This window comes from Streptomyces sp. NPDC088387 (assembly GCF_044753385.1).
In the GTDB taxonomy this organism is placed as follows: Bacteria; Actinomycetota; Actinomycetes; order Streptomycetales; family Streptomycetaceae; genus Streptomyces.
Map to the genome: position 1 here is coordinate 321,975 of NZ_JBIVNC010000008.1, position 24,685 is coordinate 346,659.

The following is a 24,685-nucleotide window of genomic DNA, read 5'->3' on the forward strand; positions in this document are numbered from 1 at the left end:
AGGATTGCTCATCGTCCGGCCGCCCCGTCAGGCCTGTGGAAAACTCGGGGCAGGCCCGCCCGCCGTACGCTCAGTGCGCGCTCCAGCCGCCGTCCAGGAGCTGTGAGGTGCCGGTGACGGAGCGGGCCTGCGGGCCGCACAGGTAGGCCACGGTCTCGGCGACCTCCTCCGGTTCGATCAGGCGTTTGATCGCGCTGTCGCGCAGCAGCACCTCGGTGAGGACACGCTCCTCGGGGATTCCGTGCGCGGCGGCCTGGTCCGCGAGCTGCTGCTCGACCAGGGGGGTGCGGACGTAGCCCGGGTTCACACAGTTCGAGGTGACCCCGTGGGGCGCGCCCTCCAGCGCCGCCGTCTTGGACAGCCCCTCCAGTCCGTGCTTGGCGGCCACATAGGCCGACTTGAAGGGCGAGGCCCGCAGGCCGTGCACCGAGGAGACGTTGACGATTCGGCCCCAGCCCTGTCCGTACATGTGCGGCAGGGCGCCGCGGATGAGCCGGAAGGGCGCCTCCAGCATCACGGTGAGCACGGTGTGGAACACGTCCGGCGGGAACTCCTCGATGGGCCGCACCAGTTGCAGCCCGGCGTTGTTCACCAGCACGTCGGTGCCCGCGGCCACGAGTTCGGCGGCGTCGAGGTCGGTCAGGTCCAGGATCCGCGGCTCGACGGTGCCCGGCAGTCCGGCGGCCCGCTCGACGAGCGCGTCCAGGCCCGCCGCGTCCCGGTCGACCGCCCTGACCTTGGCCCCGGCGGACGCGAGCCGCAGCGCGCAGGCTCGGCCGATGCCCCCGGCGGCACCGGTGACGAGGGCCGTGCGCCCGCCGAGATCGAGCGGGACGGCGTAGGGAGCCGGAACCGCATGGGGTGCAGGAGCGGCATGGGGTACCAAAGCGGGACGGGGTGCTGAGGTGCTGTGTGGTGCTGGGGTGGCGGGCGGGCCCGGGACGGCGGCGGGGGGCGTGGTCATGGCCCGACCCTAGGCCGTCCCTGCACCCCGACCCATGTGGTCACGCCCCACACTTCACCTGGAACCCATAGGGTCGAACCACGTCGGGGAGTCGGCCATCGCCTGCTTGATCCGCAGCAGCCCGTGCTCGTTCAGCTCCGGCAGGGCGTCCACCGCGAACCAGCCGACCTCCAGCGACTCGTCGTCGTTGACCCGGGCCTCGCCGCCGACCGCGCGGCAGCGGAACGTGATGTCCATGAACTGGCAGACGTCACCGTTGTCGTACGTCACCGGGTTCCCCGCCTGGACGAGGACGACCCGCTCGGCGACGCAGCGCACCGCCGTCTCCTCGTAGACCTCCCGCACGGCGCACGCCGCGGGCTGCTCCCCCGGGTCGACGATGCCGCCGAGCACCGACCACCTGCGGGTGTCGGTACGCCGGTTCAGCAGCACTCTGCCCTCGTCGTCGAAGACGATGGCGGTGACCCCGGGGAGCCACAGCAGCTGATGACCGACGGACTCACGCAGCGCGGTGATGAAGTCAGGAGTAGCCATGACTCCGACCCTAACGGGCCGCTACGCGCGCTCCGGCCCACTTCAGGGGGCGTACGGCGGTCGTACGACTACGCGTCACCGGCGCGCCGCCGACGCACACCCGATCCGATCGCCCAGCCGAGGCCGCCGGCCGCGACCAGCAGCAGGGCCATCTCGGGGGCGATGCCCATCCGGGTGGCGGGCGTCTGCGACGAGCGCAGCGGCACCTCCTGGACGAGCGAGTCGGCCACGAACATTCCGGTCCGCTGGGTGATCGTGCCGTCCGGCATGATGATCGCGCTGACGCCGCTGGTGACCGGGACGGTGACGGTACGGCTGTGCTCGACGGCCCGTACCCGCGACATCGCGAGCTGCTGGTAGGTCATCTCGCTGCGGTCGAAGGTGGCGTTGTTGCTCGGCACGGAGATCATCTGGGCGCCGTCGGTGACCTCGGAGCGCACGGCCCAGTCGAAGGCGGCCTCGTAGCAGGTGACCAGGCCGACCTTGGCGCCGTCCATGGTGAACACACCGGGTTCGCTGCCGCGGCTGAAGTCCTGGGCGACCATGCTGGTCCACTCGCTGTTGATCGCTCCGATCAGCGAGCGCAGCGGCAGGTACTCGCCGAAGGGCTGGATCTGCCGCTTGTCGTAGGTGTCGGTCGGACCCTCGACCGGGTCCCACAGGACCTGTTCGTTGAGCAGCTTGCCGTCGCGCTCGACCACGGCGCCGACGGAGATCGGTGCGCCGATGGCCTTGGCGGCCTTGTCGATCACCGCGCGGGCGTCGGCGTTGGTGAACGGATCGATGTCGGAGGAGTTCTCCGGCCACAGTACGAAGTCGGGCTGGGCGACCTTGCCCGCCTTGACCTCGGCGGCCAGTCGCTCCGTCTCGCGCGCGTGGTAGTCGAGCACCGCGCGGCGCTGGGAGTTGAAGTCGAGTCCCGCGCGGGGCACGTTGCCCTGCACGACGGCGACCGTGGCCGTGCCGTCCTCGGCGTCGTCGCTGACCAGCGAACGGGCGGCCAGGGCGCCCAGTACGGGTACGGCCACGGCGAGCAGGGCCACCGCGGCCGCGCCCCGGCGCACCACGCGCGTGCGGCGGGTCTCGATGCCGAGGCGGACGATCTCGTACAGGCCGAAGCCCGCGAGGGCGACACCGAAGCCGAGCACCGGTGTGCCGCCCACCGCGGCGAGCGGCAGGAAGATCCCGTCGGCCTGTCCGAAGGCGACCTTGCCCCAGGGGAACCCCTCGAAGGGCACCCGCGCGCGTGCCGCCTCTCCGGCGATCCACACGGCGGCCGCCCACACCGGCCAGGCCGGCAGCTTCGACACCACGGCGACACCCGCGCCGACCAGGGCAACGAAGATCGCCTCGATCACCACCAGCGCGAGCCACGGTCCCGGGCCGACCTCCACGCCGGTCCACACCAGCAGCGGCAGCAGGAATCCGAGCCCGAAGAGGTAACCGAGACCGAGCCCCGCCTTCCAGCTCCGGCCGCGCAGCACCCAGCCGAAGACCGCGAAGGCCGGCAGGGCGAGCCACCACAGGGTGCGCGGCGGGAAGCTGACGTAGAGCAGCACTCCGGAGAGTGCGGCGGCGACGGCCGGGACGAGACGCACAGGCCAGCCGGGGCGCGGTCGCTGCGGCTGGGTCTGGACGGGGCCGTTGTCGGGAGGTGCGGTCACGGTCACTCCGGGAGTGTACGGCGACGGGCTGTGACGCCGGGAGGACGGTCGGGGCGAGGGAGCGACGGGGGCGGGCTGCGACGCGGGGAAGCGGACCGGAGGCAGGCGAGGGACGGGGAGCGGGCGGTCACGCCGGGAAGCGGGTCGGTGGCAGGCGAGGGACGGAGAGCCGGCTGTCACGCCGGGAGGGCGATCGGGGCGCGGGCCCGGGGCCGGGGTGTGACGCCGGGAGGACGGTCGGGGGCGAGCGAGGGGCGGGGGCCCGGCACGCGGACCGGACCCGGCGGCCGAGCCCTCCGCACGTGTCCCGGACCGCACGGTTTCTGCACATCTCACCGCCCTTCATCCACAAAACGCCCCTCAGCCGTTACCGTGTGCCCGAGCCCCGAGGCGCGCCGCTGTCACACCGGCGCGCGCGGCCGGGGCCGGGGCAGAGGTCCGGGGGGACTGGTGGGGTCCACGAGGAGTGTTTCCGCGGCCGGAGCGGCGGCGGAGGACGACAGACGAAACGTTTCCGACGCGGTCGGCGTCGCCGTGCTCGGCGGCTGCGCCGTCTGGTCGCTGATCACGGCTGCCGCGCACGACGGCCGCCCCGAGGGGGCGTTGCTGGCCGTGCTCGCCGTGGCCGCCGGTCACGCAGCGGGCCGGATCACGGGCGCCCTCCTTCCGGTCGCCGCGCCCTGCGCCGCCACGGTGGCCGGGATCTCGCTGACCGTGGCGGTGCCGCACCTCGGCCCGGGACCGCAGCCGGGTCCGCCGCTCGGGCACACCGGCGCCACCGCCGCCCTGCTCACCCTCGCCGCGGGCGCCGCCTGCTGCGCGGCCTGGGCGACCCCCGTACCCGCGAACCGGCTGGCCCTGCGCGCGCTGGCCGCCGCGGCCGCGGTCACCGCGGCGGCGCTCGGCTCGCTGACGGGCGCGCTGGCCTGCGCCCTGGTGCTGCTGGCGTCGATCGCGGCGGGGCGGATGCAGCGGCGCGGGGCCGGCATCGCGGGTCTGGCCGTCGCGGCGGCGGCGGTGACGGGAGGGACCTGGGCCGTGGCCGCGAAGATCCTTCCGGACGGGCTCACCCTCTCCCTGGAGGGACAGCTGACCGGTCACCGCGTGGAGTTGTGGCGGGACGCGCTGCGGATGGCGGGCCAGGAGCCCATGGTGGGCGTGGGTCCGGGTCGTTTCGGCGAGCTGAGTCCGACGGCCGTCGAGACCCTGGCGTCCGACGGCAAACCGCATTCGGCCCTGCTCCAGCAGGCGGCGGAACAGGGTGTGGTGGGTGTGCTGCTGCTCGGGGCGGCGTTCGGCTGGGTGCTGTTCGCGCTGTGGCGGGCCGCGCGGCCGACGCCGGTCGTTCTCACCGCCGGTGCCGCGCTGACCGCGCTGGCGGTCGTCGCCGCCGTGGGCAACGCGCTGAGCTTCACCGCCGTGACGGCGGGCGCGGGCCTGCTGATCGGTCTGAGCACGGCACGTCCACTACGGGACGAGGAACCCCGACGCGTACAGGCGACAGCGTCCCGGCCGGAGGGGTAGACCGCCGACCGTCTCGTGGCCGACGGCATCCCGGCCCGCGCACGCGACCGGCGGACGAACAGGCCAACGCCTGCCCAGCGCCCGACGAAGAACCCGGCCCTCCCGCGCGGCGGCGGCGGCGACCCGACAGCGCGCGCCGGTCAGCGACCGCGTCTGTCCTCGCGAGGCCCCCGCTCACGCACCCAACCACCGCCGGACGGGTGAGTCAGTGCGCGGTGTCCGGTGTCGTCGAGCGCAGTCGGTCGCGGATGACCCGGACCGCCGCCTCGGCGTCGTCCACCGTGATGGTGAAGGTGTGGCCGTCCCACAGCCGCAGGACCAGGCCCTCGCCCTGGCGTACGACGACCGCGGTGCCCTTGTCGGGGAGCCAGCGGTAGCCCCAGCCGCCCCAGTGGCGCGGTGTCACGTGGGCGACGAAGTCGGCGCCGGCGACATGGGAGAGAGGGATGGTGCGGCGCGGTACGCCGATGTGGCCACAGCGCACTTCCAGGCACTCCTGGTCGACCCGCAGGGCCACGTGCACAAAGGCGAGGGTGCCGAAGAGGACCAGCATCCCGGCGAGGATGCAGCCGACGACGGACATCACCAGCGGGGCCGAGCTCGACGTCCACGCGGAGTCGACGGCCAGCTGGATGCCGAGCGCCAGACAGGCGGCGCCCACGAGCGCCAGCAACCACTGGACACGGTTGGTGGCACGCCCGGTCCAGACATCGGGATGCGGCGCGTGCGCGCCGTGGGGGTGGTCCCTCATGGCTTCGAGGTTACTCAGGATTCGCTGCGCGGGTACCTCGGTGCACACAGTGACTGCTCCGGACGGCCGCCCGGGGCGTCCGGGCCCCTCGCCGGCTAGGCGGAGCGGGCCGGGGCGGCCGCGCGCAGGAGCCGCCCCTCCGCGTAGGCGAGCGCGGGCTCGGGCAGCGCGCCGGGGCGTCCGCTCAGCAGGACGGTCACGGTGCCGTCGGCCACCGCGTCGGGCCTGGGCCGGCCGCCGATGCGGCGCAGCGCCTGCGCGGCCACCGCTTCGGCCGAGCCGTGCAGGACCAGCGCCGGTGCGCCGGGCCGCTGCACGGCGGCGCGGATGCGATCGGCGACCAGTTCGTAGTGGGTGCACCCCAGGACGACGGTCGTTACCTCGTGGGGGGTAAGCGCGGCGGCGGCCGTCACGGCGGCGTCGATCGCGCTCTCGTCCGCGTGTTCCACCGCTTCGGCGAGGCCCCAGCAGGGCACCTCGGTGACGGCGACTCCGTCGGCGAAGTCGCGGATCAGTCCGCGCTGGTAGGGGCTGCCGGTGGTGGCGGGGGTGGCCCAGATGGCGACGGGTCCGCCGCCCGAGGCGGCCGGTTTGATCGCGGGGACCGTGCCGATCACCGGCAGCGCGGGTTCGAGCAGTTCGCGCAGCGCGGTCAGGGCGTGCACGGTCGCCGTGTTGCAGCCGACGATCAGGGCTTCGGGGTGGTGCGCGGCGGCGGCCTCGGCGACGGCCACGGCCCGCCGGGTGAGGTCCTCGGGCGTACGCGGACCCCAGGGCATTCCGTCGGGGTCGAGGGAGAGGACGAGATCCGCGTCGGGGCGGAGGCGTCGTACCGCGGCGGTCGCCGCCAGCAGGCCGATTCCGGAGTCCATAACCGCGATCTTCACCCGGCCACGATAGACGATGGGCCGTGTCGGGCCGGTCCGGTGGGGCAGACTGCGCGCGTGAGCGCCTTCGCGTGGATCTCCGCCGTGTCCCTCGCCGCCTGGCTGTGGTTGCTGCTCTGCCAGGGCTTCTTCTGGCGCACCGACGTGCGTCTGCCGCCGCGCCGGGAGCCGGACGTGTGGCCGTACGTCTGTGTCGTCGTCCCCGCCCGTGACGAGGCGGCGGTGCTGCCGGACAGCCTGCCGTCGCTGCTCGCGCAGGAGTACCCGGGGCGCGCCGAGGTGATCCTCGTGGACGACGGCAGCACCGACGGCACCGGGGAGCTGGCCCGCGATCTCGCGCGGCGGCACGGCGGTCTGGCGCTGACCGTGGACTCGCCGGGTGAGCCGCCCACCGGCTGGACCGGCAAGCTCTGGGCGGTGCGGCACGGCATCGGTCTGGCACGCGCGCGCGGTCCGGAGTTTCTGCTGCTATCGGACGCGGACATCGCGCACACGCCGGACAGTCTGCGCGCACTCGTGGCCTCGGCGGAGGGCGGCGGTTTCGACATGGTGTCGCAGATGGCCCGGCTGCGGGTCGCGAGCGTCTGGGAGCGGCTCGTCGTACCGGCCTTCGTCTACTTCTTCGCGCAGCTGTATCCCTTCCGCCGGATCGGCCGGAAGGGCTCGCGCACGGCGGCCGCGGCCGGCGGCTGTGTGCTGCTGCGCGCGGCCACGGCCGACCGGGCGCGGGTCCCGGACGCCATCCGGCACGCGGTGATCGACGACGTGGCGCTCGCCCGCGCGGTGAAGCACAGCGGTGGTCACGTCTGGCTGGGCCTGGCCGACCGGGTGGACAGCGTGCGTCCGTATCCGCGGCTGCACGACCTGTGGCGGATGGTGTCGCGCAGCGCCTACGCGCAGCTGCGGCACAACCCGCTGCTCCTGGCCGGTACGGTCGCGGGACTCGCCCTCGTCTATCTCGTGCCGCCCGTCGCCCTGGCCGGCGGCGCGGCCACCGGCGACGCGGCGGCCGCGTGGCTCGGCGCGGCGGCATGGCTCGTGATGACGGGGACGTATGTCCCGATGCTGCGGTACTACGGTCAGCCCCTGTGGCTCGCTCCTCTGCTGCCGTTCACCGCGTTCCTCTATCTCCTGATGACGGTGGACTCCGCGGTGCAGCACTACCGGGGGCGTGGTGCCGCCTGGAAGGGCCGCACCTACAGCCGCCCGGACGCGGTGACGGACGAGGCCTGAGCCACCGTCCGCCTGCCTCGGCCGCGCGCGGTCACTTGCGGCCGGGGGTCCAGTTCATGCCCCAGCCGTAGGTGTGGTCGACGGTCCGCTGGGGGCTGACACCGCGCGCGGGCACCAGGTAGCGGGCCTCGCGCTGGACGGTCAGTTCGCCGCCGTTGTTGGTGATCAGCAGGAGCGCGCACACGGTGGACGGGACCGTGCACTCGTCGAGGGAGAAGTCGATGGGGGCGCCGTGCTGCGGGGTGAGGGTGACCGTCGCGTGCAGGTCGGCGAAGGATCGGGCGCCCTCGTAGATCGTGACGAAGACCAGGACGCGCCGGAGCTGCTGTTGCTGGTCGAGGTTGATGGTGAGGTTCTCGCCGCTGGACGTGGCGCCGGTGCGGTCGTCGCCGTCGAGGTGGATGAACGGAGGCCGGTTCAGCGCGCCGTACGCGTTGCCGAGGGCCTGGACGACGCCCTTGCGGCCGTCGGTGAGTTCGTACAGGGCGCACAGGTCGAGATCGAGGTCGGAGTGCATGGCGACCGCGCGGCCGAGTTTGTCGCCCCAGCCGGAGAACTGCTTGCGCACCTCCCAGTTGAGGTTGACCCGCATCATCCCGGACGTGCCGCCCTGCTTGGTGAGGGAGACAGAGGGGGCGGCCTTGGTCAGCGTGACCTTGGTCAGTCGTACGGGCTGTGCGGGCGGGGTGGCCGGCGGCGCGGCGGGCGGGGGTGGTGCCGCGGGCGGGGTCAGCGGCCGGGCGGGCGCGGCCGGCTGTGGTGCGGGCGCGGCGGGCCGCGCGGGCGGTGCCGCCTGCTGGGGCTCGTCGACCGTGATGCCGAAGTCCCTGGCGAGGCCGGCGAGGCCGGTGTCGTAGCCCTGGCCGACGGCGCGGAACTTCCAGGCGCCCTGGCGGCGGTAGAACTCGCCGAGCACAAAGGCGGTCTCGACGGTGGCGCCGGTGCTGTCGAAGCGGGCGACGACGGTGTCCCGGCCGTCCTCGCGGACCTCGATGTAGAGGTCGGGCACCTTTCCGAAGGAGCCGCCGTCGGAGGAAGCGGCGAGGACGACGGTCTCGACCGCGGGCTCCACGCGCGCGAGGTCGACGACCAGCGAGTCGGTCACCCGGCCCCCGCTGTCCCGTTTGCCCTCGTGGCGGATGGCGCCGGAGGTGTGCGCCGGCTGGTTGTAGAAGACGAAGTCGGTGTCGGAGCGTACCTTTCCGCTCACGAGCAGCAGCGCCGAGGCATCGGCGTCCGGCACCCCCGTTCCGGAGCGCCACCCCAATTCGACCCGCAGTGCCGTCGTGGGCACCGGGACGTTTGATCCTTTCGGCATTGACATGTCCGCCCCCATCGTGAGCTTCGCGCCGCGCGGCGCTCCGGACGACCGTCGTTTCGCGGTCGGTTCAACCTATTCCCTGAGGCCACGGAACTCCCGCGCCGCGCACGCGAACACCCGTGGTCAACCGCCGGTTACCCGCCGGGAACTGAGCCTTTACACGATCTCAACGCGGACTGCCGCCCTTTTTTGCCGAGTTCGCTCGCATTGGCGATCCCAGCTCACGCCCGACACGGAAAACAACCCTCTTATCGGTCTCCCCAACCAGCACATCGTGGGCTTAACTTATGTGCCATGACCTCCCCCCGCTCCACCTATGGCGGCGGCTACTACTCCGCCTCCTTCCCGGACACTCCGATCTACGACTCTCTCGTGGCCGAGCGGGGCACCCCGCAGATCGCCCCGATCCGGGTCCCCGCCGCGTACGACACGGGCAGTCACCTGCCCGCGCTGCCGTCGGCGCTCCCCGCTCTCCCGGCGGGCCCCTCCCAGCCCTCCTACGGCTACCCGCAGGCGCAGCAGCCCTCGCCGCTCCAGCAGGCGCCCGCCGCGTACATCCCGCAGCAGACCGCCGCGCCGCGCGGCTACCCCGGCCCGCAGCCGCAGCAGCCCCGCCCGGCCGCTCCGAGCGGGTACGAGGCGATGCGTCCGGCCGCCCCGCGGCCCGCTCCGACGGGGTACCAGGACCCGTACAACAACCAGCAGTACCGCGGCTACTGATCGCGTTCCCCACCACCGGCCGCGGGTGCCACCTGGCACGATGGCCTCATGGGGAACGCGCAGTTGCAGTCGATCCACATCCATCCGGTCAAGGCGTTCCGGAGTGTGCCACTCCGAGAATGCGTCGTGGAGCCCTGGGGGCCGGCCGGTGACCGACGCTGGGTGCTGATCGACGACGGGGGAAAGGTCGTCACACAACGGCAGCAGCCGCGCCTCGCGCAGGCCGCCGCCGAGCCGTTGCCGGGCGGTGGAGTGCTGTTGTCCGCGCCCGGGTTCAACCCGCTGGCCGTGGCCGTGCCCGAACCGGCGAGCACCATCACGCTTCAGATCTTCCGGGACAAGGTGGAGGGCGTGCTCGCGGACGCCGCCGCGCACGCCTGGTGCAGCGCTTTTCTGGGCGCCGACACACGCCTCGTGCACATGGACGACCCGGCCGGCCGCCGTGCCGTCGATCCCGATTTCGCGCTGCCCGGTGAGACCGTGAGCTTCGCCGACGGCTATCCGCTCCTGCTGACCTCGGCCTCCTCCCTCGACGCCCTCAACTCGCTGATCGCGAACGGCGATCATCCGCACGAGGGCCCGCTGCCCATGAACCGTTTCCGGCCCAACGTGGTCGTGTCCGGCACCGAGCCCTGGGCCGAGGACGGGTGGTCACGCCTCGCGATCGGCCAGGTGCGGTTCCGTGTCGCCAAGCGCTGCGGGCGATGTGTGGTGACCACCACCGACCAGGTCACCGCCGAGCGCGGCAGGGAGCCCCTGCTCACCCTCGGGCGGCATCGCCGTATCGGTGGCAAGCTGGTATTCGGACAGAATCTGGTGCCGCTCGACCGCGGCACGATCCACGTGGGTGATCCGGTCAGGATCCTTCCGTAGCCGTCCGGCGGGAACCCGGGCCGGGGAGCGTCTCGTTGGGATTCTGAGAGCCGCATGAGAGCCGCGCGTCAAAGCCGCACGAGAGGTCCCGGCCGGAGGTGATTTCGCTCTCTCTTCGACCGGACTCGCGCGTTCACGGCTCCGCCGGGAGTTATCACGGAGCGAGGAAGGGGGTGCGGGACGGTGCGAGCGATCAACGGTCTCTGGCGTTGGCGGCACAATCCGCTGCGCCGCAGAACCGATCTCGTCGAGTCGTGGGTGGCCCTCGCGGCCCTGCTGCTGATCCTTGTCCTCGCGCCGCTGCTCGGCTCCCTGACCGGCTCCGCGGCCGGGGGCGCGCTGGAGCGGTCCGTGCGCGAGCAGCATCGCGAGCGGCTGCGGGTGACGGCCACCGTGGTGCGCAAGCTCGACCGCAGTGTGCTGGACCTCGACCCGGAGGCCGCCGCGGGCGACACCCGCAGCCGGGTCCTCGCGCACTGGGCCGCGCCGGACGGCGGCGACCGGAGCGGGGCCGTCATGACCCGGCTGAAGGCGCCGCGGCCGGGCGACCACTTCCCGATCTGGACCGACCACGACGGCCGGACCGTCGCCCGCCCGCTGGATCCGGCCACGGCCACCACACACGCGGTCCTCGCGGGCTTCGGGACGGCCCTGGCCGTCGCGGCGCTGATCGAGGGCGGCCGACGGCTGATCGTCTGGCGGATGGTCAGACGCCGTTACGCCCACTGGGACCAGGCCTGGGACAGCGCGGGCCCGGACTGGGGCCGGACCGGGACGGGCAGTTGACGGCCTTTCGTCTCTGGTCAACCCACCACCCGCGCGCACGCTACGGTGGACCGGCCGAACCCTTCGGCAGCGCAGCCGAGTACGACGAGGTGGGGGCACAGCAACGCCATGGCACAGGGCACGGTCCAGGTGACGCACACCGGTACATCGAGGTGGCGGCGCCGCACGGGTGAGTACGCCTCGCTCGCCGCCGCCCTGGAGGCCGCGGCCGACGGTGACGTGCTCACCGTCGCCCCCGGCACCTACCGGGAGAATCTCGTGGTCCAGCACGCGGTGACGCTGCGCGGCCCGGAGGGCTCCCCCGGCTCGGTGCGGATCGCCCCGGCCGACGGGGTGCCACTGACCGTGCGCGCCTCGGCGGTCGTACAGGATCTGCATGTGGAGGGCCAGGACGCGGCGGCGCCCGCGCTGCTCGTCGAGGACGGGGCGCCCGAGCTGATCGACGTGCGGGTGGTGACCCGGTCCGCGTCCGGGATCGAGGTGCGCGGCGGCGCCCGCCCGACCGTGCGCCGCTGCACCGTGGACAACCCGGCCGGCATCGGCATCGCCGTCGTCGACGGCGGGGGCGGGGTGTTCGAGGAGTGCGAGGTGGTCTCCGCCGGACAGGCCGGCGTCGCGGTGCGCGGCGGCGGTCATCCGCGCCTGGACCGCTGCCGGGTGCACCACGCCTCGGGCGCGGGCCTGACCGCGACGGGTGAGAACTCCGCGCTGGAGGCGGTCGGTTGCGAGATCTACGAGGTGCGGGGCAGCGGTGTGCAGATCACCGCCCGCGCCACCGCCCATCTCACCGACTGCGACGTGCACCGCACCACCACCGACGGGGTCACCCTCGACACGGACGCGGTGCTGACGCTGGCCGATTGCAGCATCCACGACATCCCGGAGAACGCGGTCGACCTGCGCTCCCGCTCGGTGCTGACACTGACCCGCACCACCGTGCGGCAGTTCGGCCGCAACGGTCTGTCGGTGTGGGACCCGGGCACGCGCGTGGACGCCAACCAGTGCGAGATCTTCGACAGCACCGGCGACTACCCGGCGGTGTGGGTCAGTGACGGGGCGACCGCGGTGCTCGACTCCTGCCGGGTGCACGACGTGCCCGACGCGCTGTTCGTGCTGGACCGCGGCTCCCGCGCGGACGTCGTCGACAGCGATCTCTCCCAGGTGCGCAACACGGCGGTGTCGGTGAGCGACGGCGCCACCGCGCAGCTCGACGACTGCCGGATCCGGGATGCCGCGACCGGCGCCTGGTTCCGCGACCACGGCAGCGGCGGCACCCTCAACAACTGCACGGTGACCGGCACCCAGACCGGCGTGATCGTGACCAAGGGCGCCGACCCCACCGTCGAGCGCTGCACGGTCGACTCCCCCTCCGAGGCCGGGTTCTATGTCTCGGCGGGCGGCCGCGGCAGCTTTCTGGGCTGCCGGGTCACGGGCAGCGGCGGCTACGGCTTCCATGTGATCGACGGCTGCCGCGCGACGCTGAAGAAGTGCCGTACGGAGCGCTGCGCGCGCGGTGGGTACGAGTTCGCGGACGCGGGCCCGGACTCGTCCGGCGCGGGAGCGGTGGTGGAGGACTGCACCAGCGACGAGAGCGGCGGTGTGGGGCCGTCCTTCGCCGCGGAGCCGGCGGTGGAGACGGCGGGCCGCTCCGGGGGTCTGCTGGGCGCGATCCCCGGGCAGCGTACGTCCGAGCAGGAGCCGTCGCCGGCCGCCGCGGAACCGGAGAAGCCGTCCCGCTCCTCCAAGGCCGTGCTGGGCGAACTGGACGCGCTGGTCGGCCTGGACAGCGTCAAGCGCGAGGTGCGCGCCCTGACCGACATGATCGAGGTCGGGCGGCGCCGCCAGGAGGCGGGCCTCAAGGCGGCCTCCGTCAAGCGCCATCTGGTCTTCACGGGCTCCCCCGGCACCGGCAAGACGACCGTCGCGCGGCTGTACGGCGAGATCCTGCGCTCGCTCGGTGTGCTGGAGAAGGGGCATCTCGTCGAGGTGTCCCGGGTCGACCTGGTCGGCGAGCACATCGGGTCCACGGCGATCCGCACGCAGGAGGCGTTCGAGCGGGCGCGTGGTGGTGTGCTGTTCATCGACGAGGCGTACGCGCTGTCGCCGGAGGACGCGGGCCGGGACTTCGGCAAGGAGGCCATCGACACGCTCGTGAAGCTCATGGAGGACCACCGTGACGCCGTGGTAGTGATCGTCGCGGGCTACACGGCCGAGATGGAGCGCTTCCTGTCGGTCAACCCCGGTGTGGCGTCGCGTTTCTCGCGCACGATCACCTTCGGCGACTACAACCCCGACGAGCTGCTGCGGATCGTGCAGCAGCAGGCCGAGGAGCACGAGTACCGGCTCGCGCCGGGCGCCGAGGAGGCCGTACGGAAGTACTTCGCGGAGATCCCCAAGGGCCCCGCCTTCGGCAACGGCCGTACCGCGCGGCAGACGTTCGAGGCCATGGTGGAGCGGCACGCGAGCCGGGTCGCCCAGGTCGCGGAACCCAGCACGGACGATCTGTCGCTGCTCTTCGTGGAGGACCTGCCCGAACTCTCGTGATCGGGCGGGCCTCCCGGGACCGTCTCTTCCGGGCGCCGCTCTAGGTCCCGGTCTCCGGACGCTGGCCCGGCACGCCCGGGTGCAACCGGTCGAGCAGCCGGGCCCGTTCGTCCTCGAAGGCCGGGTCGGCCTGGTAGTCGGAGTGGCCGAGGATCGGCGCGGGCAGCGGGTGCAGATCGGTGCGGCCGAACGCCAGCGGGTCGTCCAGTGCCTCCCGGTCGACCTCCGGGCCGCACTCGCCGGTCAGCCGGATCGGGCCGCCGATCGGATCGGTCACGCGGTACAGATTGCGCCAGCAGTCCACGTCGTGGTGCAGCGCGCTGAGCGAGGCCGGACCGAAGTAGGCGGGGAACCAGCGGCCGTAGAGCCGCTCCAGCGGTGAGCCGTACGTCAGCAGGGCCACCCGCCTGCGCACGGACGGGGTGAGCTGCCAGGCCGCGGCCGCCGCGAGGACACTGCCCTGGGAGTGCCCCGAGATCACCAGGCGGCCGCCGGTCACCTTCGTCCAGGTGGCCATCCGCCAGGTCAGGTCGGGCACCGCGCGCTCGGCGTAGCAGGGCGGCGCGAACGGGTGGGCGGCGCGCGGCCAGAACGTGCCGACGTCCCAGAGGATGCCGATCGTGCGCCGCGCGGAGGCGTCCTTGTAGGCGCGCCGGCCCCAGGTGACGAACAGTATGAAGCCGAGCCCGATCAGCCAGGAGCCGAGGGCCTGCGCGGTCTGGGCGGCGCCGTGGACGAACGGGTGGGCGTCCGCCGCGGCGGTCGCAGGCGTCCGGTCGGTGGTCATCGCCCCGACGAGGGCGCCCGCACCCAGCAGCAGGGTCACGCACGCCGTCACGGCGACGAGGACGGGCGCCCGGTCGGTGAGGGTGGCCATCGCGCGCGTGCGGGCGATCCGGCGGGTACGGCCGTCGTCCGCGGACTCCTGGGGGTACTCGCGCTCCACGGTGGCCGCCTCGGCGCGCGCCAGCCGCATGGCGCGCCGGGCCAGCCACGCCACGATCAGCAGCAGCACGATCAGCAGGGGCGGGATCACGGACGCCTGCCAGGTGAGCAGCACGGGCGGGCCGGGGATCGTCACCCCGGTGCCGTCCAGCCAGTCCGCGACACGCTGCGACACGCCGCCGGAGAACACGCCTCCCAGCGCGCAGGCCAGCAGGGCGACCGCGGGACCGCCGAGGCCGCGCATGGCGGCGCGGGGCTCGGGACGCGCGCGATGCAGCACGTGGGCCACCACCCCGAGGGCGAGGACGAACAGGCCCTGGACGAGGGTGACGGCACCGAAGGCCGCGTCGCCGGGCAGTCCGTGCGTAGACCGCCAGTCGGGGCGCTCCCAGCCCGTGTACAGCACGGCGAGCAGCAGCAGGGTCAGCGCGGCGAGCGGCAGCCGGCGGACGAGATGGCCGTCCAGTTCGCGGTCGAGGCGCCGTTCACTGCGGCCGCGGCGGCAGATCACCCACAGCACGCCGAGGCCGCCCACGACCAGCGCGGCCTCCAGGAGCCGGCCGAGCCAGTCGAGGGTGGCCGGGCCGCCGGGTTCGCGGTCGTGGCGGGCGGCGGCGTAGGTGAGGGCGCCGGCCACGGTGAGCAGGCCGGCGGCGGTGTGCGCGGCGCGCAGCCGGGCGACCAGGCGGCGGCCGAACCAGAACCCGGGCCGGCCGAGCGCGGTGCGGGCCGTGGCGTCACCGGGCTCGGCGCTGCCCGACATCGGGCGGGCTGACTCGTACGCGCTCCAGGTGCGGTGGGAGAGGTACCACAGCAGGCAGACCAGGACCGTCGGGACGACGGCGGCCAGGGCGAGCCGGCGGCCGGGCGGGCTCCACCAGCCGTTGTGCGACAGGGCGGGGGACATGAAGCCGAGCCAGGAGTTGCGCTCGGCGCACGCGCGGGTGCCCGCGCACTGCCAGGCGGCCAGGTCCAGGGCGACCTCGCAGGCCGCCGCGACCAGCAGCACGGTCAGGGTGAGCCCGGCGAGCCGCACCAGGAGTCCGTAGAGGCGCACCGCGCGGGCGCGGCCGCGGGCCGCGGGGCGCATCCAGTGGGCGAGGTTGACGACCATGAACGGCAGCAGCAACAGCCACAGCGCGCGGGCGCCGTTGCCGGAGGTCAGGTTGGACCAGACGTAGGCCTCGGGGACGGGCTTGCCGTCGCGGTCGCCGCGCGGTCTGCTCTCCGCGTCCACGTCGTCGGCGCGGCGGTAGATCGCCGCGGTGTCGTCGCCGGTGACCCGCTCGGTGCGCGGGTCGTGCAGCATCTTCTCCGGTGTCGCTCCGCCCACTCCGTGGACGAGGAGCTCCAGTGCGGTCGTTGGTTCCGGTCCGGCGGTGCCGCCGGCCGCGGCACGTTCCTGCGCGCGTTCCACTGTCGAGCACTTCCCCCGTGACGTGCCTTCCGGCGTTTGTCGGTGCGCGCGTAAGGATCTCCATCGTGCGGCCCCCGCACACCTGTCGTCACTGAATCTCCCCGTTCTGTGTGACGGACCGGCAACGGAGCGGCCACAACTGACATGTGCGCGTCCACGCAGGCGGTGACGCGGCCCGCCGCGACCCGTGCGAGGATGGGACGCCCACGCACCAAAGAGGCGGATATCCGCCTGTCGTAGCAGGTGCGGGGCTTGTCGAAGGCCCAGCGGCGAAAGGACCGGAGCGTACGTGAGTGAGAATCAGAACCTCCTCGCGGAGCAGCGGCGGGCCCTGATCCTGGACGAGGTGCGGCGCCGGGGTGGCGTCCGGGTCAACGAGCTGACCCGCAAGCTCGGCGTGTCGGACATGACGGTCCGCCGCGACCTCGACGCGCTGGCCCGGCAGGGCGTCCTGGAGAAGGTGCACGGGGGCGCCGTCCCGGTGGTGGAGGCGAGCACCCACGAGCCGGGCTTCGAGGCCAAGTCGGGCCTGGAGCTGAGCGCCAAGGAGGACATCGCGCGGGCGGCGGCCGAGCTGGTCACGCCCGGCGGCGCGATCGCCCTGTCCGGCGGTACGACGACGTACGCGCTGGCGCACCAGCTGCTCGACGTGCCGGATCTGACCGTGGTCACCAACTCGGTGCGGGTCGCGGACGTCTTCCACGCGGCGCAGCGGTCCTCCGGACCCCGGCCGGGCGCGGCGACCGTGGTGCTGACCGGCGGTGTGCGCACTCCGTCGGACTCGCTGGTGGGGCCGGTGGCCGACCAGGCCATCGCGACGCTCCACTTCGACCTGCTGTTCCTCGGTGTGCACGGCATATCGCTGGAGGCGGGGCTCTCGACGCCCAACCTCGCGGAGGCCGAGACGAACCGGCGGCTGGTACAGTCCGCGCGGCGGGTCGTGGTGGTCGCCGACCACACCAAGTGGGGCACGGTGGGCCTGAGTTCGTTCGCGACGCTGGAGCAGATCGACACGCTGGTCACCGACTCCGGTCTGGGCGCCGAGGAGCGCGAGGAGATCTCCGAGCAGCTGCGGCTGGTCGTGGCCGGCGAGCCCGTGCGCGACACAGACATCTGACGGACCGCCAACTAGGCTGAGTGGCCTGCGAAGTGGCCGCTGTCCTGGGGGTGTTCGTATGGCTCGCCGTCTGCGTCCGGTGGACTCCGGTTTCGTCGGGAGGGCTCCGGTACGGCATGTGTTCGCCCGTGAGATCTCCGCTCCCCCGGACGCGGTCTTCCATGCGCTGGCGCACGACGTGCCCGGCTGGACGGAGTGGTTCTCCGCGGTGACGGTGGCGCGGCCGACGGCGGACGGCACGGGGCGGGAGATCCGGCTCAGGGGCGGTACCCGTTTCGACGAGACGATCCTCGTCGCCGAGGAGCCCTCCGTGTACGCCTACCGGGTCGAGGCGACGAACGTGCCGGGTGTCCGTGCCCTGGCGGAGGAGTGGCGCCTGGCTCCGGCGGGTGGCGGCACGCGCGTGCAGTGGACGTTCGCGGCGGACGGGTCGGCGGTGTTCCGGGCCGTGCTCAGGGGCGCGCGGGCGGGGCTGGGACGGGCCTTCAGGGACGCGGTGACGGGACTGGACCGACGGTTGACGGGCTGACGCCCTACCGCGCGGACGACCCGGTCAGTTCGGCCACACGCCCGTCGCGAGGAGGCTCGCGATCGCCGTCGAGTACGGGCCGATGTCCAGGCCCTGTTCGGACAGCCAGGCGTCCGAGTAGTACTTGTCCAGGTACCGGTCCCCCGGGTCGCACAGGAGCGTCACCACGCTGCCGCGACGCCCCTCGGCGACCATCTCGGCGATGATCTTCAGGGCGCTCCACAGACCGGTGCCGGTGGAACCGCCCGCCTTGCGGCCGATGGCCTGTTCCAGTGCCCGGACGGCGGCCACGCTCGCGGCGTCGGGCACCTTCATCATCCGGTCGATGGCACCGGGCACGAAGCTGGGTTCCATACGCGGGCGGCCGATGCCCTCGATGCGTGAGCCGCAGTCGCAGGTGACGTGCGGATCGCCGGTGGTCCAGCCTTCGAAGAAACAGGAGTTGTCCGGGTCGGCGACACAGATCCGGGTGTCGTACTGCATGTAGTGCACATAGCGCGCGAGGGTCGCCGAGGTGCCGCCCGTGCCGGCGGTGGCGACGATCCACGCGGGTTCCGGGAACCGCTCCAACTCCAGCTGGCGGAAGATGGATTCGGCGATGTTGTTGTTGCCGCGCCAGTCCGTGGCCCGTTCCGCGTAGGTGAACTGGTCCATGTAGTGGCCGCCGGTCTCGTCGGCGAGCCGGGCCGACTCCGCGTACACCGTGCGGGGGTCGTCCACGAAGTGGCACCGGCCGCCGTGGAATTCGATCAGGCGGCACTTCTCCGGGCTGGTTGTGTGGGGCATCACCGCGACGAAGGGCACGCCGATCAGCTTCGCGAAGTACGCCTCGGAGACGGCGGTGGAGCCGCTGGAGGCCTCGATCACCGGGCGGCCGGGGCGGATCCAGCCGTTGCACAGGCCGTACAGGAAGAGGGAGCGGGCGAGGCGGTGCTTGAGGCTGCCGGTGGGGTGGGTCGACTCGTCCTTGAGGTAGAGGTCGATGCCCCACGCCTCGGGCAGCGGGAAGCGGAGCAGGTGGGTGTCGGCCGAGCGGTTGGCGTCGGCCTGGACCTTGCGGACGGCTTCTTTGAGCCAGTCGCGGTACGTGGGGTCGGTGCGGTCCACGTCGAGGGTCGCGCCGGGGCGGATCTGCTGGGGGGTGCTCACGGCGGGCTCCTTACGCTGCGCGCCGACGCTCTCGCCGGGCGGCCGACACACCGATCATAGGCACGCCTCTTCGCCCGCCTCACCTGCATAAACGCATCTTTGGGCGGCTCAAAGGCGACCCTGGGCACGGGCGTGCGACTCCTGGGGGCGCATTCGTACGAGTGCGCCTGGCGCCCGGCGCGAAGGGGCCGTGCGCACTGGTGCGCGGGCCGGGGTGCGGGCAGACTGCACGGCGCGGGGCCGGACGGACGGCCGGGCGAAGGCGCGGTGTCTCGGCAGACGTGGTCCGGTGTGCCGGCCGGTACATCGGATCCCGGGCCGGTCGACCGGTGGGTCCGGGGACGGATACTGGAGTACGGCCGCGGGTGGGCCGGGGTGTCGCCGGGATCCGGGATGCGCCTGGCGCGGAACGCGCGGCCGGTCCCGCGAAGGCGGCAGGCACCGGGAGAGAGCGAGTGAGGGGGCGGAGGGCATGGCGGAACCGGAGTTCACGGCCAGCGGCGTGCGGATAGGGAAGGGGCTGCGGTCGCTCACCAGGGCGGGGCAGGTCCGGATCAGCGACGGCAGGCTCGAGTTGCTCACCAGCTACGGCAGCGAGATCGACAGCGCTCCGGTGCAGGCCGTACGCGCGTCGAAGCCGTGGTTCGTGCCGGACGACCGGGCGCTCGCGGACCTCAACGGCAAGCGCTACCTGCTGACCCTGGGCGAGCACGATCCGGCGCCCGGCAGGCCGGGGCCACCGGCGGCGCGCCGGTTCATCGAGGCGGTCCGCAGGGCCGCGGGGCGTGACGACTGAGTCACCGCGAGTTGCGGTACGGAACCCCTTGGGTCACGCTTGTCACACGTCACTTAGGGTTTACCGGCGATGACGCTGCGAACCAGCCCGCCGGGCACGACAGCGGGCGGCCGTCTCGTCGAGGCACCCACTGGATCCGAACTCCGTGTTCTTCCGGACCTCAACGTCGGGGAGTCGCAGCCGTGATCACTTACCCGAGCAGACATTGCACGGTGGAGCTCCAAGCTCTGCCGTCGCGGATCGGCCAGGTCCGCAGAATCGTATCTGCGCAGTTGCGCTACTGGCATCTGGATCCCCTCATAGAGGGGGCCGCACTCGGTGTCACCGAGCTGCTGACCAACGTCCACCGGCACGCCCAGCCCGACAAGACCTGCACGGTCGAGATCGAGCTGCTGCTCGACCGGCTGACGGTGTCGGTGCGGGACCACGATCCGCGCCTGCCGGTGGTGGAGGACGCGGATCCGCTGGCCACCTGCGGGCGTGGGCTCGCCATGGTGGCGGCCGTCAGCGAGAGCTGGGGCGCCAAGCCGGACGGCGACGACGGCAAGGTCGTGTGGTTCAGTCTGCCCACGTCCTCCCGTGCTGTCGCGGGGGCCGCCGCGCCCTCGCGCCGCCCGGCCGCCGAGCCGCCGGTGCCGGTCTTCGCGGACTTCGCGCAGGTCGCGGATGTCGCGGACGTCGCCGAAACAGTGGAGTTCGCCGAGGTCGCGGAGGTCGAACATGCCGGTCTCGCCGCCGACGCCGAGCGGTCCGGACGCGCTCCCGCCCCCTCAGCCGTTGCCGGCTGACCGGGCGGTGACCGGACCTTGAGGACCCGTGCCGGAGGTGACGGGCGGCAGACGCCACCTCCGACACGGGCCCTGCGGGGCTGAATCCGGAGCCGGCCTTTGGGCGGGGCGTTTCTGCGCCCACTCCGGCACGGGTGCGGCAGCACCAAACTGCCGCGCGAGGCCGAGCCGCGCTCACCCCGGAGCCGGCCTCCGGACGGGATTCGGCCCAAGCACCGCCCTCGCCCCAGAGCCGGCCTCGGGGCGGGCTCCGGCCCTGGCGCTTCGACGCCCGCCCCGGCACGGGAGCCGTACGAGTTCAGCCGTGCTCCAGCACACGTGCCGCGGTGCCCGCTTCCGTGCGGGCACCGCGGCGACGGCCTTCGTACAGGCCCCCGGAGGGGGCTCACTCCGTGGCGATGGCTCGTAGGACGTCCAGGCGGGCTGCGCGGCCCGCGGGCCTGAGGCCTGCCAGGGCGCCGGCCGTGAGGCCTACCAGGGTGACCACCACGAGTTGCAGCGGCGGCATCGCGAAGGCGAACGCGCTGTCGCTCGCGCCGTCGGAGGCCCGCACCAGCACCCAGCCGAGGAAGGCGCCGAGGCCGAGCCCGCCGGCGGTGCCGAACGCGGCGACCAGGACCGACTCCCAGCGGACCATGGCCCGCAGCTGGGACCGGGTCTGTCCGACCGCCCGGAGCAGCCCCAGTTCCCTGGTGCGCTCGTGGATGGCCAGGGTCAGGGTGTTGGCGATGCCGAGCAGCGCGATCAGTACGGCGAGGGCCAGCAGCGCGTAGACGAGGGTGAGCATCATGTCGATGCCGCCCGCCGAGGACTGCGCGTACTCGTCGCGGGTCTGCACCTCGGGGTTGCCGTACCCGTCAGCGACCCGCTCCACGGCGGCCTTGCCGGCGTCGGCAGCGACACCGTCGGCGAAGGAGACCGCGACCAGGGTGTCGGAGTCCTGGGTACGGTGCGGGGCCCACGCGTCCCGGGTGATGACGTAGTCCCCGGCCAGTTCGGACCGCCCGTAGACCGCGTGGACCGTGAAGTCCCGGCGCTCGCCGTCGGTGAAGGTGAGCCGGACCGTGTCGCCGGTGTCAACGCCGTCCTTCTCCGCCTCGCTCCGTGTGATGGCGATGCCGTCCGCGCCGAGACGGTTCAGGTCACCGCGTACGTCACCGAGGTCGAAGGTGCGGGCGAGCGCCACCGGGTCGGCGACCGTCAACGACCGTCCCCGGCCGTCGACTTCGGCGACACCGCGCCCGAGTCCGACCGCCGTGTCCACCTCGGGCAGTTTCGCGATCTCGCCCGCGAGGCGGGGGCTGAGTCCACTGCCGCCGGCCCCGAACGAGGGTGTGCTGATCGCGACGTCACCCGCGAACGACCGGGAGACCGTCTGGTCCATGGTGGCCTTGAGCGAGGCACCGAAGACCGTGAACAGCGACACGACCGCGACGCCGATCATCAGCGCGCTCGCCGTGGCGGCGGTGCGCTTCGGGCTGCGCAGCGCGTTGCGCCGGGCGAGGCCGCCGGTGACACCGCGCAGCCGGTCCAGGGGTCCGCCGAGGATCCGTACGGCCGTGTTGGAGGCGACCGGGCCGAGGACCACGAAGGCGACCAGGGCCAGCACGGCTCCGGTGCCCGCCAGCCAGACGGACGGCGAGACCAGGACGCCGGTCAGGGTCACGGCCAGGGCCGCCGCGATCAGCGCGGCACCGGTGATCGCGCGGAGCCGGGAGGCGCCGGAGGTGTCGACGGCCGTCTCGCGCAGCGCGGCAAGCGGCGCGGTGCGTCCGGCGTGTACGGCGGGCAGCAGCGCGGAGCCCAGGCAGACCACGACGCCGACCGCGAGGGGCAGGCCCATGGACAGCGCGCCGACCACGAAGTCGCCCTCGGGGAAGGGGAATCCGATGGCCGGGAACAGCGCCTGAAGTCCGGCCGCGACCCCGATTCCGCCGGCGAGGCCCGCCACGGACGCGGTGACGGCCACGGCGACCGCCTCGACGAGGGTGGTGACGGTGACCTGCCCGCGGGAGGCGCCGAGCGCGCGCAACAGGGCGTTCTCGCGAGTGCGTTGGGCCACCACGATGGCGAAGGTGTTGTGGATGGAGAAGGTCGCGACCAGCAGGGCGATGCCGGAGAACACCAGCAGCAGTGTGGTGAAAATGGAGAGGAACTGACCGGAGATCATGTCGGTGTTCTCCTGGGCCAGTTCCTGGCCCGTGATCGCCTCGGTGCCCGCCGGCAGCACAGCGGACAGCCGTGCGACGAGTTCGCTCTCGCTCACGCCGGGACCGGCCCGCACCCGGATCTCCGAGGCCTCGCCGGGCCGTGCGGTCAGGTACTTCTCGGCGTCGGCGCGGGTCATGCCCGTGTAGGTGACCTGGGCCATGCCGTCCTCGCCGCCGAAGGTCGCGAGTCCGACCACGGTGACCTCGACCGGGTCGGGTGTGCGCAGGACCGTGGTGTCCCCGATGTGCAGACCGCCGGTCTCGGCGGCCCCCCGGTTCACCACGACCTCACCGGACTTCCGCGGGATCCGGCCTTCTGCGAGCTGGTACGAGCCGAGCTGCGGGTCGGTGATCCAGTTGCCGGCGAGGGTGGGCGGGCCCTGGCCCCCGACGGGGTCGCCGTCGGCGCCGATCAGCTGCCCGGCGCCCTCGATGTTGGGCACGGCGGCGGCGACGCCCGGCACCTTCTCGACGGTCTCCACCAGGTCGGTGCCGACCGCCTGCCGCACGCCCTGGCTGTCGCCCGGCGTGGTGATGGCGTCGGCGCCGCGCACCACGGCGTCGGTGCCGCTCGTGGCGTTGCCGAACATGGTGTCGAAGCCGGCGCGGAGTGTGTCGCCCATGACGAGCGTCCCGGCGAGGAACGCCACACCGAGGAAGACGGCGAGGAACGTACCGGCGAAGCGGCGCTTGTGGGCGCACAGCGAGGCCGCGCTGAGACGTACGGAGGCGTTCATGCGGGCACCTCGAAGGCCTTGAGGCGGTCCAGGACCTTGTCGGCGGTCGGGGCTTCCATCCGGTCGACGAGGCGGCCGTCTGCGAGGAAGACGACCTCGTCGGCGTGGGCGGCGGCGACCGGGTCGTGGGTGACCATCACGACCGTGCGGTCCATGGTGCGTACGGCCCGGCCGAGCAGTCCGAGGACCTCGGCGCCGGAGCGGGAGTCCAGGTTGCCGGTCGGCTCGTCCGCGAAGACGACGTCGGGACGGCCGGCGAACGCCCGTGCCACGGCGACGCGTTGCTGCTGTCCGCCGGAGAGTTCGGAGGGCCGGTGGTGGAGCCGGTCGCGCAGGCCGACGACGTCGATCAGCGCGTCGGTCCACTCCGCGTCACCGTGCCGGCCCGCCAGATCCAGCGGCAGCGAGATGTTCTCGGCGACGGTCAGTGTCGGGACCAGGTTGAACGCCTGGAACACGAAGCCCACGCGGTCCCGGCGCAGCAGGGTCAGCCGACGGTCGTCGAGGGTGCCCAGCTCGGTGTCGCCGATGAAGGCGGCGCCGGAGCTGAGCGTGTCGAGTCCCGCCGCGCAGTGCATGAGTGTGGACTTGCCCGAGCCCGAGGGCCCCATGATCGCGGTGAAGCGTCCGGCCGGAAAGCCGACGCTCACCCCGTCCAGGGCCCTCACCTCGGTGTCGCCTCGACCGTAGACCTTCTCGGCGTTGACGACCCGGGCGGCCGTGCGGGTGGCGGTCGTCGTCATGCCGCGCCACCCTTGCCGGTACGGCCGAACTGCTCGTCCAGGACGGACAGTCGGCGCCAGTACTCGTCCTCGTCGATCTCGCCGGAGGCGAACCGGCGGCCGAGGACCGCGATCGGCGAGTCGCCGGTGGGCCGGGCGTCGTGCGCGGCGGACCAGGGACCGCGACGGCCGCGCCACACGGTGCGCCGCAGCAGGGCCACACCGCCGACGACCACGGCCGCCCAGATCAGCGGGAACAGAAGGATCCACGGGCCGGGGCCGCCGTCCCAGTGTGCTGCGATGGTCTGCATCTCAAGTCATCTCCCCAGTGGTGATGTGCGGTGATGACTTGAGACTCGCCCCGCGAGGGGGTCCGGGTCGTCGTACGGCCAGCGGTACTGCGGGTACCTCCCCGGGAGTACCGGCGAGCACGCCGGCTGCTCCTCGTTGATCGCCTCTCCGGAGCCGGTCGCT

21 protein-coding genes are annotated in these 24,685 nt (G+C 73.1%); 10 read left to right on the forward strand and 11 right to left on the reverse strand.

Features of this window, described 5'->3' with window-relative positions:
- Nucleotides 1-70: 70 nt before the first annotated feature.
- From ACIQAC_RS23195 to lnt, 3 genes are all read right to left on the reverse strand, one after another.
- Nucleotides 71-964, reverse strand: a complete 894-nt coding sequence (locus ACIQAC_RS23195; RefSeq protein ID WP_402193808.1) for a 3-hydroxybutyrate dehydrogenase — start codon at nucleotides 962-964, stop codon at nucleotides 71-73.
- Between the two features lie 54 nt (nucleotides 965-1,018).
- Nucleotides 1,019-1,498 (reverse strand): NUDIX hydrolase, encoded by a 480-nt coding sequence (locus ACIQAC_RS23200; RefSeq protein WP_402193810.1) that lies wholly within the window; start codon nucleotides 1,496-1,498, stop codon nucleotides 1,019-1,021.
- 68 nt (nucleotides 1,499-1,566) lie between these two features.
- Nucleotides 1,567-3,168: an apolipoprotein N-acyltransferase gene (gene lnt / locus ACIQAC_RS23205; RefSeq protein ID WP_402193812.1), complete on the reverse strand. Its 1,602-nt coding sequence runs from the start codon at nucleotides 3,166-3,168 to the stop codon at nucleotides 1,567-1,569.
- 444 nt (nucleotides 3,169-3,612) lie between these two features.
- Between lnt and ACIQAC_RS23210 the strand changes: the two genes are divergently transcribed.
- A complete protein-coding gene (locus ACIQAC_RS23210) occupies nucleotides 3,613-4,686 on the forward strand; it encodes an O-antigen ligase family protein (protein WP_402193813.1) in 1,074 nt (357 codons plus the stop codon).
- A 205-nt stretch (nucleotides 4,687-4,891) separates the two neighbouring features.
- On the opposite strand, the gene ACIQAC_RS23215 is transcribed toward ACIQAC_RS23210, so the two are convergent.
- Both ACIQAC_RS23215 and ACIQAC_RS23220 read right to left on the reverse strand, forming a co-directional pair.
- The gene (locus tag ACIQAC_RS23215; RefSeq protein ID WP_402193814.1) at nucleotides 4,892-5,437 is read right to left on the reverse strand and encodes a hypothetical protein; all 546 of its coding nucleotides are present in this window, start codon (nucleotides 5,435-5,437) and stop codon (nucleotides 4,892-4,894) included.
- Nucleotides 5,438-5,532: 95 nt separating this feature from the next.
- Nucleotides 5,533-6,324 carry a glutamate racemase gene (locus tag ACIQAC_RS23220; RefSeq protein WP_402193816.1) on the reverse strand — a complete coding sequence of 264 codons (792 nt, stop codon included), beginning with the start codon at nucleotides 6,322-6,324 and terminating at the stop codon, nucleotides 5,533-5,535.
- A 39-nt stretch (nucleotides 6,325-6,363) separates the two neighbouring features.
- On the opposite strand from ACIQAC_RS23220, the gene ACIQAC_RS23225 reads away from it, so the two are divergent.
- Nucleotides 6,364-7,557 (forward strand): glycosyltransferase, encoded by a 1,194-nt coding sequence (locus ACIQAC_RS23225; RefSeq protein ID WP_402193817.1) that lies wholly within the window; start codon nucleotides 6,364-6,366, stop codon nucleotides 7,555-7,557.
- Between the two features lie 31 nt (nucleotides 7,558-7,588).
- Here the strand turns inward: ACIQAC_RS23225 and ACIQAC_RS23230 are convergent, their stop codons facing one another.
- Nucleotides 7,589-8,875: a TerD family protein gene (locus tag ACIQAC_RS23230; protein WP_402193820.1), complete on the reverse strand. Its 1,287-nt coding sequence runs from the start codon at nucleotides 8,873-8,875 to the stop codon at nucleotides 7,589-7,591.
- Between the two features lie 297 nt (nucleotides 8,876-9,172).
- On the opposite strand from ACIQAC_RS23230, the gene ACIQAC_RS23235 reads away from it, so the two are divergent.
- The 4 genes from ACIQAC_RS23235 to ACIQAC_RS23250 all read left to right on the forward strand — a co-directional run bounded on the left by ACIQAC_RS23235 (nucleotide 9,173) and on the right by ACIQAC_RS23250 (nucleotide 13,801).
- A complete protein-coding gene (locus tag ACIQAC_RS23235) occupies nucleotides 9,173-9,598 on the forward strand; it encodes a DUF6643 family protein (protein ID WP_402193822.1) in 426 nt (141 codons plus the stop codon).
- A 48-nt stretch (nucleotides 9,599-9,646) separates the two neighbouring features.
- Nucleotides 9,647-10,471: an MOSC domain-containing protein gene (locus tag ACIQAC_RS23240; protein WP_402193823.1), complete on the forward strand. Its 825-nt coding sequence runs from the start codon at nucleotides 9,647-9,649 to the stop codon at nucleotides 10,469-10,471.
- Between the two features lie 183 nt (nucleotides 10,472-10,654).
- Nucleotides 10,655-11,257 carry a hypothetical protein gene (locus ACIQAC_RS23245; protein WP_402193825.1) on the forward strand — a complete coding sequence of 201 codons (603 nt, stop codon included), beginning with the start codon at nucleotides 10,655-10,657 and terminating at the stop codon, nucleotides 11,255-11,257.
- Between the two features lie 108 nt (nucleotides 11,258-11,365).
- Nucleotides 11,366-13,801 carry a right-handed parallel beta-helix repeat-containing protein gene (locus ACIQAC_RS23250; RefSeq protein WP_402193826.1) on the forward strand — a complete coding sequence of 812 codons (2,436 nt, stop codon included), beginning with the start codon at nucleotides 11,366-11,368 and terminating at the stop codon, nucleotides 13,799-13,801.
- Between the two features lie 40 nt (nucleotides 13,802-13,841).
- Here ACIQAC_RS23250 and ACIQAC_RS23255 read toward each other — a convergent pair whose 3' ends face one another.
- Nucleotides 13,842-16,163 carry a hypothetical protein gene (locus tag ACIQAC_RS23255; protein ID WP_402193828.1) on the reverse strand — a complete coding sequence of 774 codons (2,322 nt, stop codon included), beginning with the start codon at nucleotides 16,161-16,163 and terminating at the stop codon, nucleotides 13,842-13,844.
- A gap of 289 nt (nucleotides 16,164-16,452) precedes the next feature.
- Here ACIQAC_RS23255 and ACIQAC_RS23260 point away from each other — a divergent pair, with 289 nt between their 5' ends.
- Both ACIQAC_RS23260 and ACIQAC_RS23265 read left to right on the forward strand, forming a co-directional pair.
- Nucleotides 16,453-17,280: a DeoR/GlpR family DNA-binding transcription regulator gene (locus ACIQAC_RS23260; protein ID WP_402193829.1), complete on the forward strand. Its 828-nt coding sequence runs from the start codon at nucleotides 16,453-16,455 to the stop codon at nucleotides 17,278-17,280.
- Nucleotides 17,281-17,338: 58 nt separating this feature from the next.
- Nucleotides 17,339-17,809, forward strand: a complete 471-nt coding sequence (locus ACIQAC_RS23265) for an SRPBCC family protein (protein ID WP_402193830.1) — start codon at nucleotides 17,339-17,341, stop codon at nucleotides 17,807-17,809.
- 24 nt (nucleotides 17,810-17,833) lie between these two features.
- On the opposite strand, the gene ACIQAC_RS23270 is transcribed toward ACIQAC_RS23265, so the two are convergent.
- Nucleotides 17,834-18,958, reverse strand: a complete 1,125-nt coding sequence (locus tag ACIQAC_RS23270) for a PLP-dependent cysteine synthase family protein (protein ID WP_402193831.1) — start codon at nucleotides 18,956-18,958, stop codon at nucleotides 17,834-17,836.
- A gap of 472 nt (nucleotides 18,959-19,430) precedes the next feature.
- On the opposite strand from ACIQAC_RS23270, the gene ACIQAC_RS23275 reads away from it, so the two are divergent.
- Nucleotides 19,431-19,754 (forward strand): hypothetical protein, encoded by a 324-nt coding sequence (locus ACIQAC_RS23275; protein ID WP_402193832.1) that lies wholly within the window; start codon nucleotides 19,431-19,433, stop codon nucleotides 19,752-19,754.
- Between the two features lie 182 nt (nucleotides 19,755-19,936).
- Nucleotides 19,937-20,542, forward strand: coding sequence for an ATP-binding protein (locus tag ACIQAC_RS23280; protein ID WP_402193833.1), 606 nt, complete (start codon nucleotides 19,937-19,939; stop codon nucleotides 20,540-20,542).
- Nucleotides 20,543-20,927: 385 nt separating this feature from the next.
- On the opposite strand, the gene ACIQAC_RS23285 is transcribed toward ACIQAC_RS23280, so the two are convergent.
- From ACIQAC_RS23285 to ACIQAC_RS23295, 3 genes are read right to left on the reverse strand one after another with little or no spacing between them, the layout of a single operon-like run.
- Nucleotides 20,928-23,489, reverse strand: a complete 2,562-nt coding sequence (locus tag ACIQAC_RS23285; RefSeq protein ID WP_402193835.1) for an ABC transporter permease — start codon at nucleotides 23,487-23,489, stop codon at nucleotides 20,928-20,930.
- On the reverse strand, nucleotides 23,486-24,232 hold the full coding sequence (locus ACIQAC_RS23290) for an ABC transporter ATP-binding protein (RefSeq protein ID WP_402193836.1): 747 nt from the start codon (nucleotides 24,230-24,232) through the stop codon (nucleotides 23,486-23,488). Before ACIQAC_RS23290 ends, ACIQAC_RS23285 begins: the two co-directional genes overlap by 4 nt.
- A complete protein-coding gene (locus ACIQAC_RS23295) occupies nucleotides 24,229-24,522 on the reverse strand; it encodes an SHOCT domain-containing protein (RefSeq protein ID WP_402193837.1) in 294 nt (97 codons plus the stop codon). Before ACIQAC_RS23295 ends, ACIQAC_RS23290 begins: the two co-directional genes overlap by 4 nt.
- Between the last annotated feature and the right edge of the window lie 163 nt (nucleotides 24,523-24,685).

Excerpts from the sequence above, each read along its gene's own strand:
- ACIQAC_RS23195 (WP_402193808.1), bottom strand. The coding sequence starts at position 964 with ATGACCACGCCCCCCGCCGCCGTCCCGGGCCCGCCCGCCACCCCAGCA.
- ACIQAC_RS23200 (WP_402193810.1), bottom strand. The coding sequence starts at position 1,498 with ATGGCTACTCCTGACTTCATCACCGCGCTGCGTGAGTCCGTCGGTCAT.
- ACIQAC_RS23215 (WP_402193814.1), bottom strand. The coding sequence starts at position 5,437 with ATGAGGGACCACCCCCACGGCGCGCACGCGCCGCATCCCGATGTCTGG.
- ACIQAC_RS23230 (WP_402193820.1), bottom strand. The coding sequence starts at position 8,875 with ATGCCGAAAGGATCAAACGTCCCGGTGCCCACGACGGCACTGCGGGTC.
- ACIQAC_RS23235 (WP_402193822.1), top strand. The coding sequence starts at position 9,173 with ATGACCTCCCCCCGCTCCACCTATGGCGGCGGCTACTACTCCGCCTCC.
- ACIQAC_RS23240 (WP_402193823.1), top strand. The coding sequence starts at position 9,647 with ATGGGGAACGCGCAGTTGCAGTCGATCCACATCCATCCGGTCAAGGCG.
- ACIQAC_RS23250 (WP_402193826.1), top strand. The coding sequence starts at position 11,366 with ATGGCACAGGGCACGGTCCAGGTGACGCACACCGGTACATCGAGGTGG.
- ACIQAC_RS23265 (WP_402193830.1), top strand. The coding sequence starts at position 17,339 with ATGGCTCGCCGTCTGCGTCCGGTGGACTCCGGTTTCGTCGGGAGGGCT.
- ACIQAC_RS23275 (WP_402193832.1), top strand. The coding sequence starts at position 19,431 with ATGGCGGAACCGGAGTTCACGGCCAGCGGCGTGCGGATAGGGAAGGGG.
- ACIQAC_RS23285 (WP_402193835.1), bottom strand. The coding sequence starts at position 23,489 with ATGAACGCCTCCGTACGTCTCAGCGCGGCCTCGCTGTGCGCCCACAAG.
- ACIQAC_RS23290 (WP_402193836.1), bottom strand. The coding sequence starts at position 24,232 with ATGACGACGACCGCCACCCGCACGGCCGCCCGGGTCGTCAACGCCGAG.
- ACIQAC_RS23295 (WP_402193837.1), bottom strand. The coding sequence starts at position 24,522 with ATGCAGACCATCGCAGCACACTGGGACGGCGGCCCCGGCCCGTGGATC.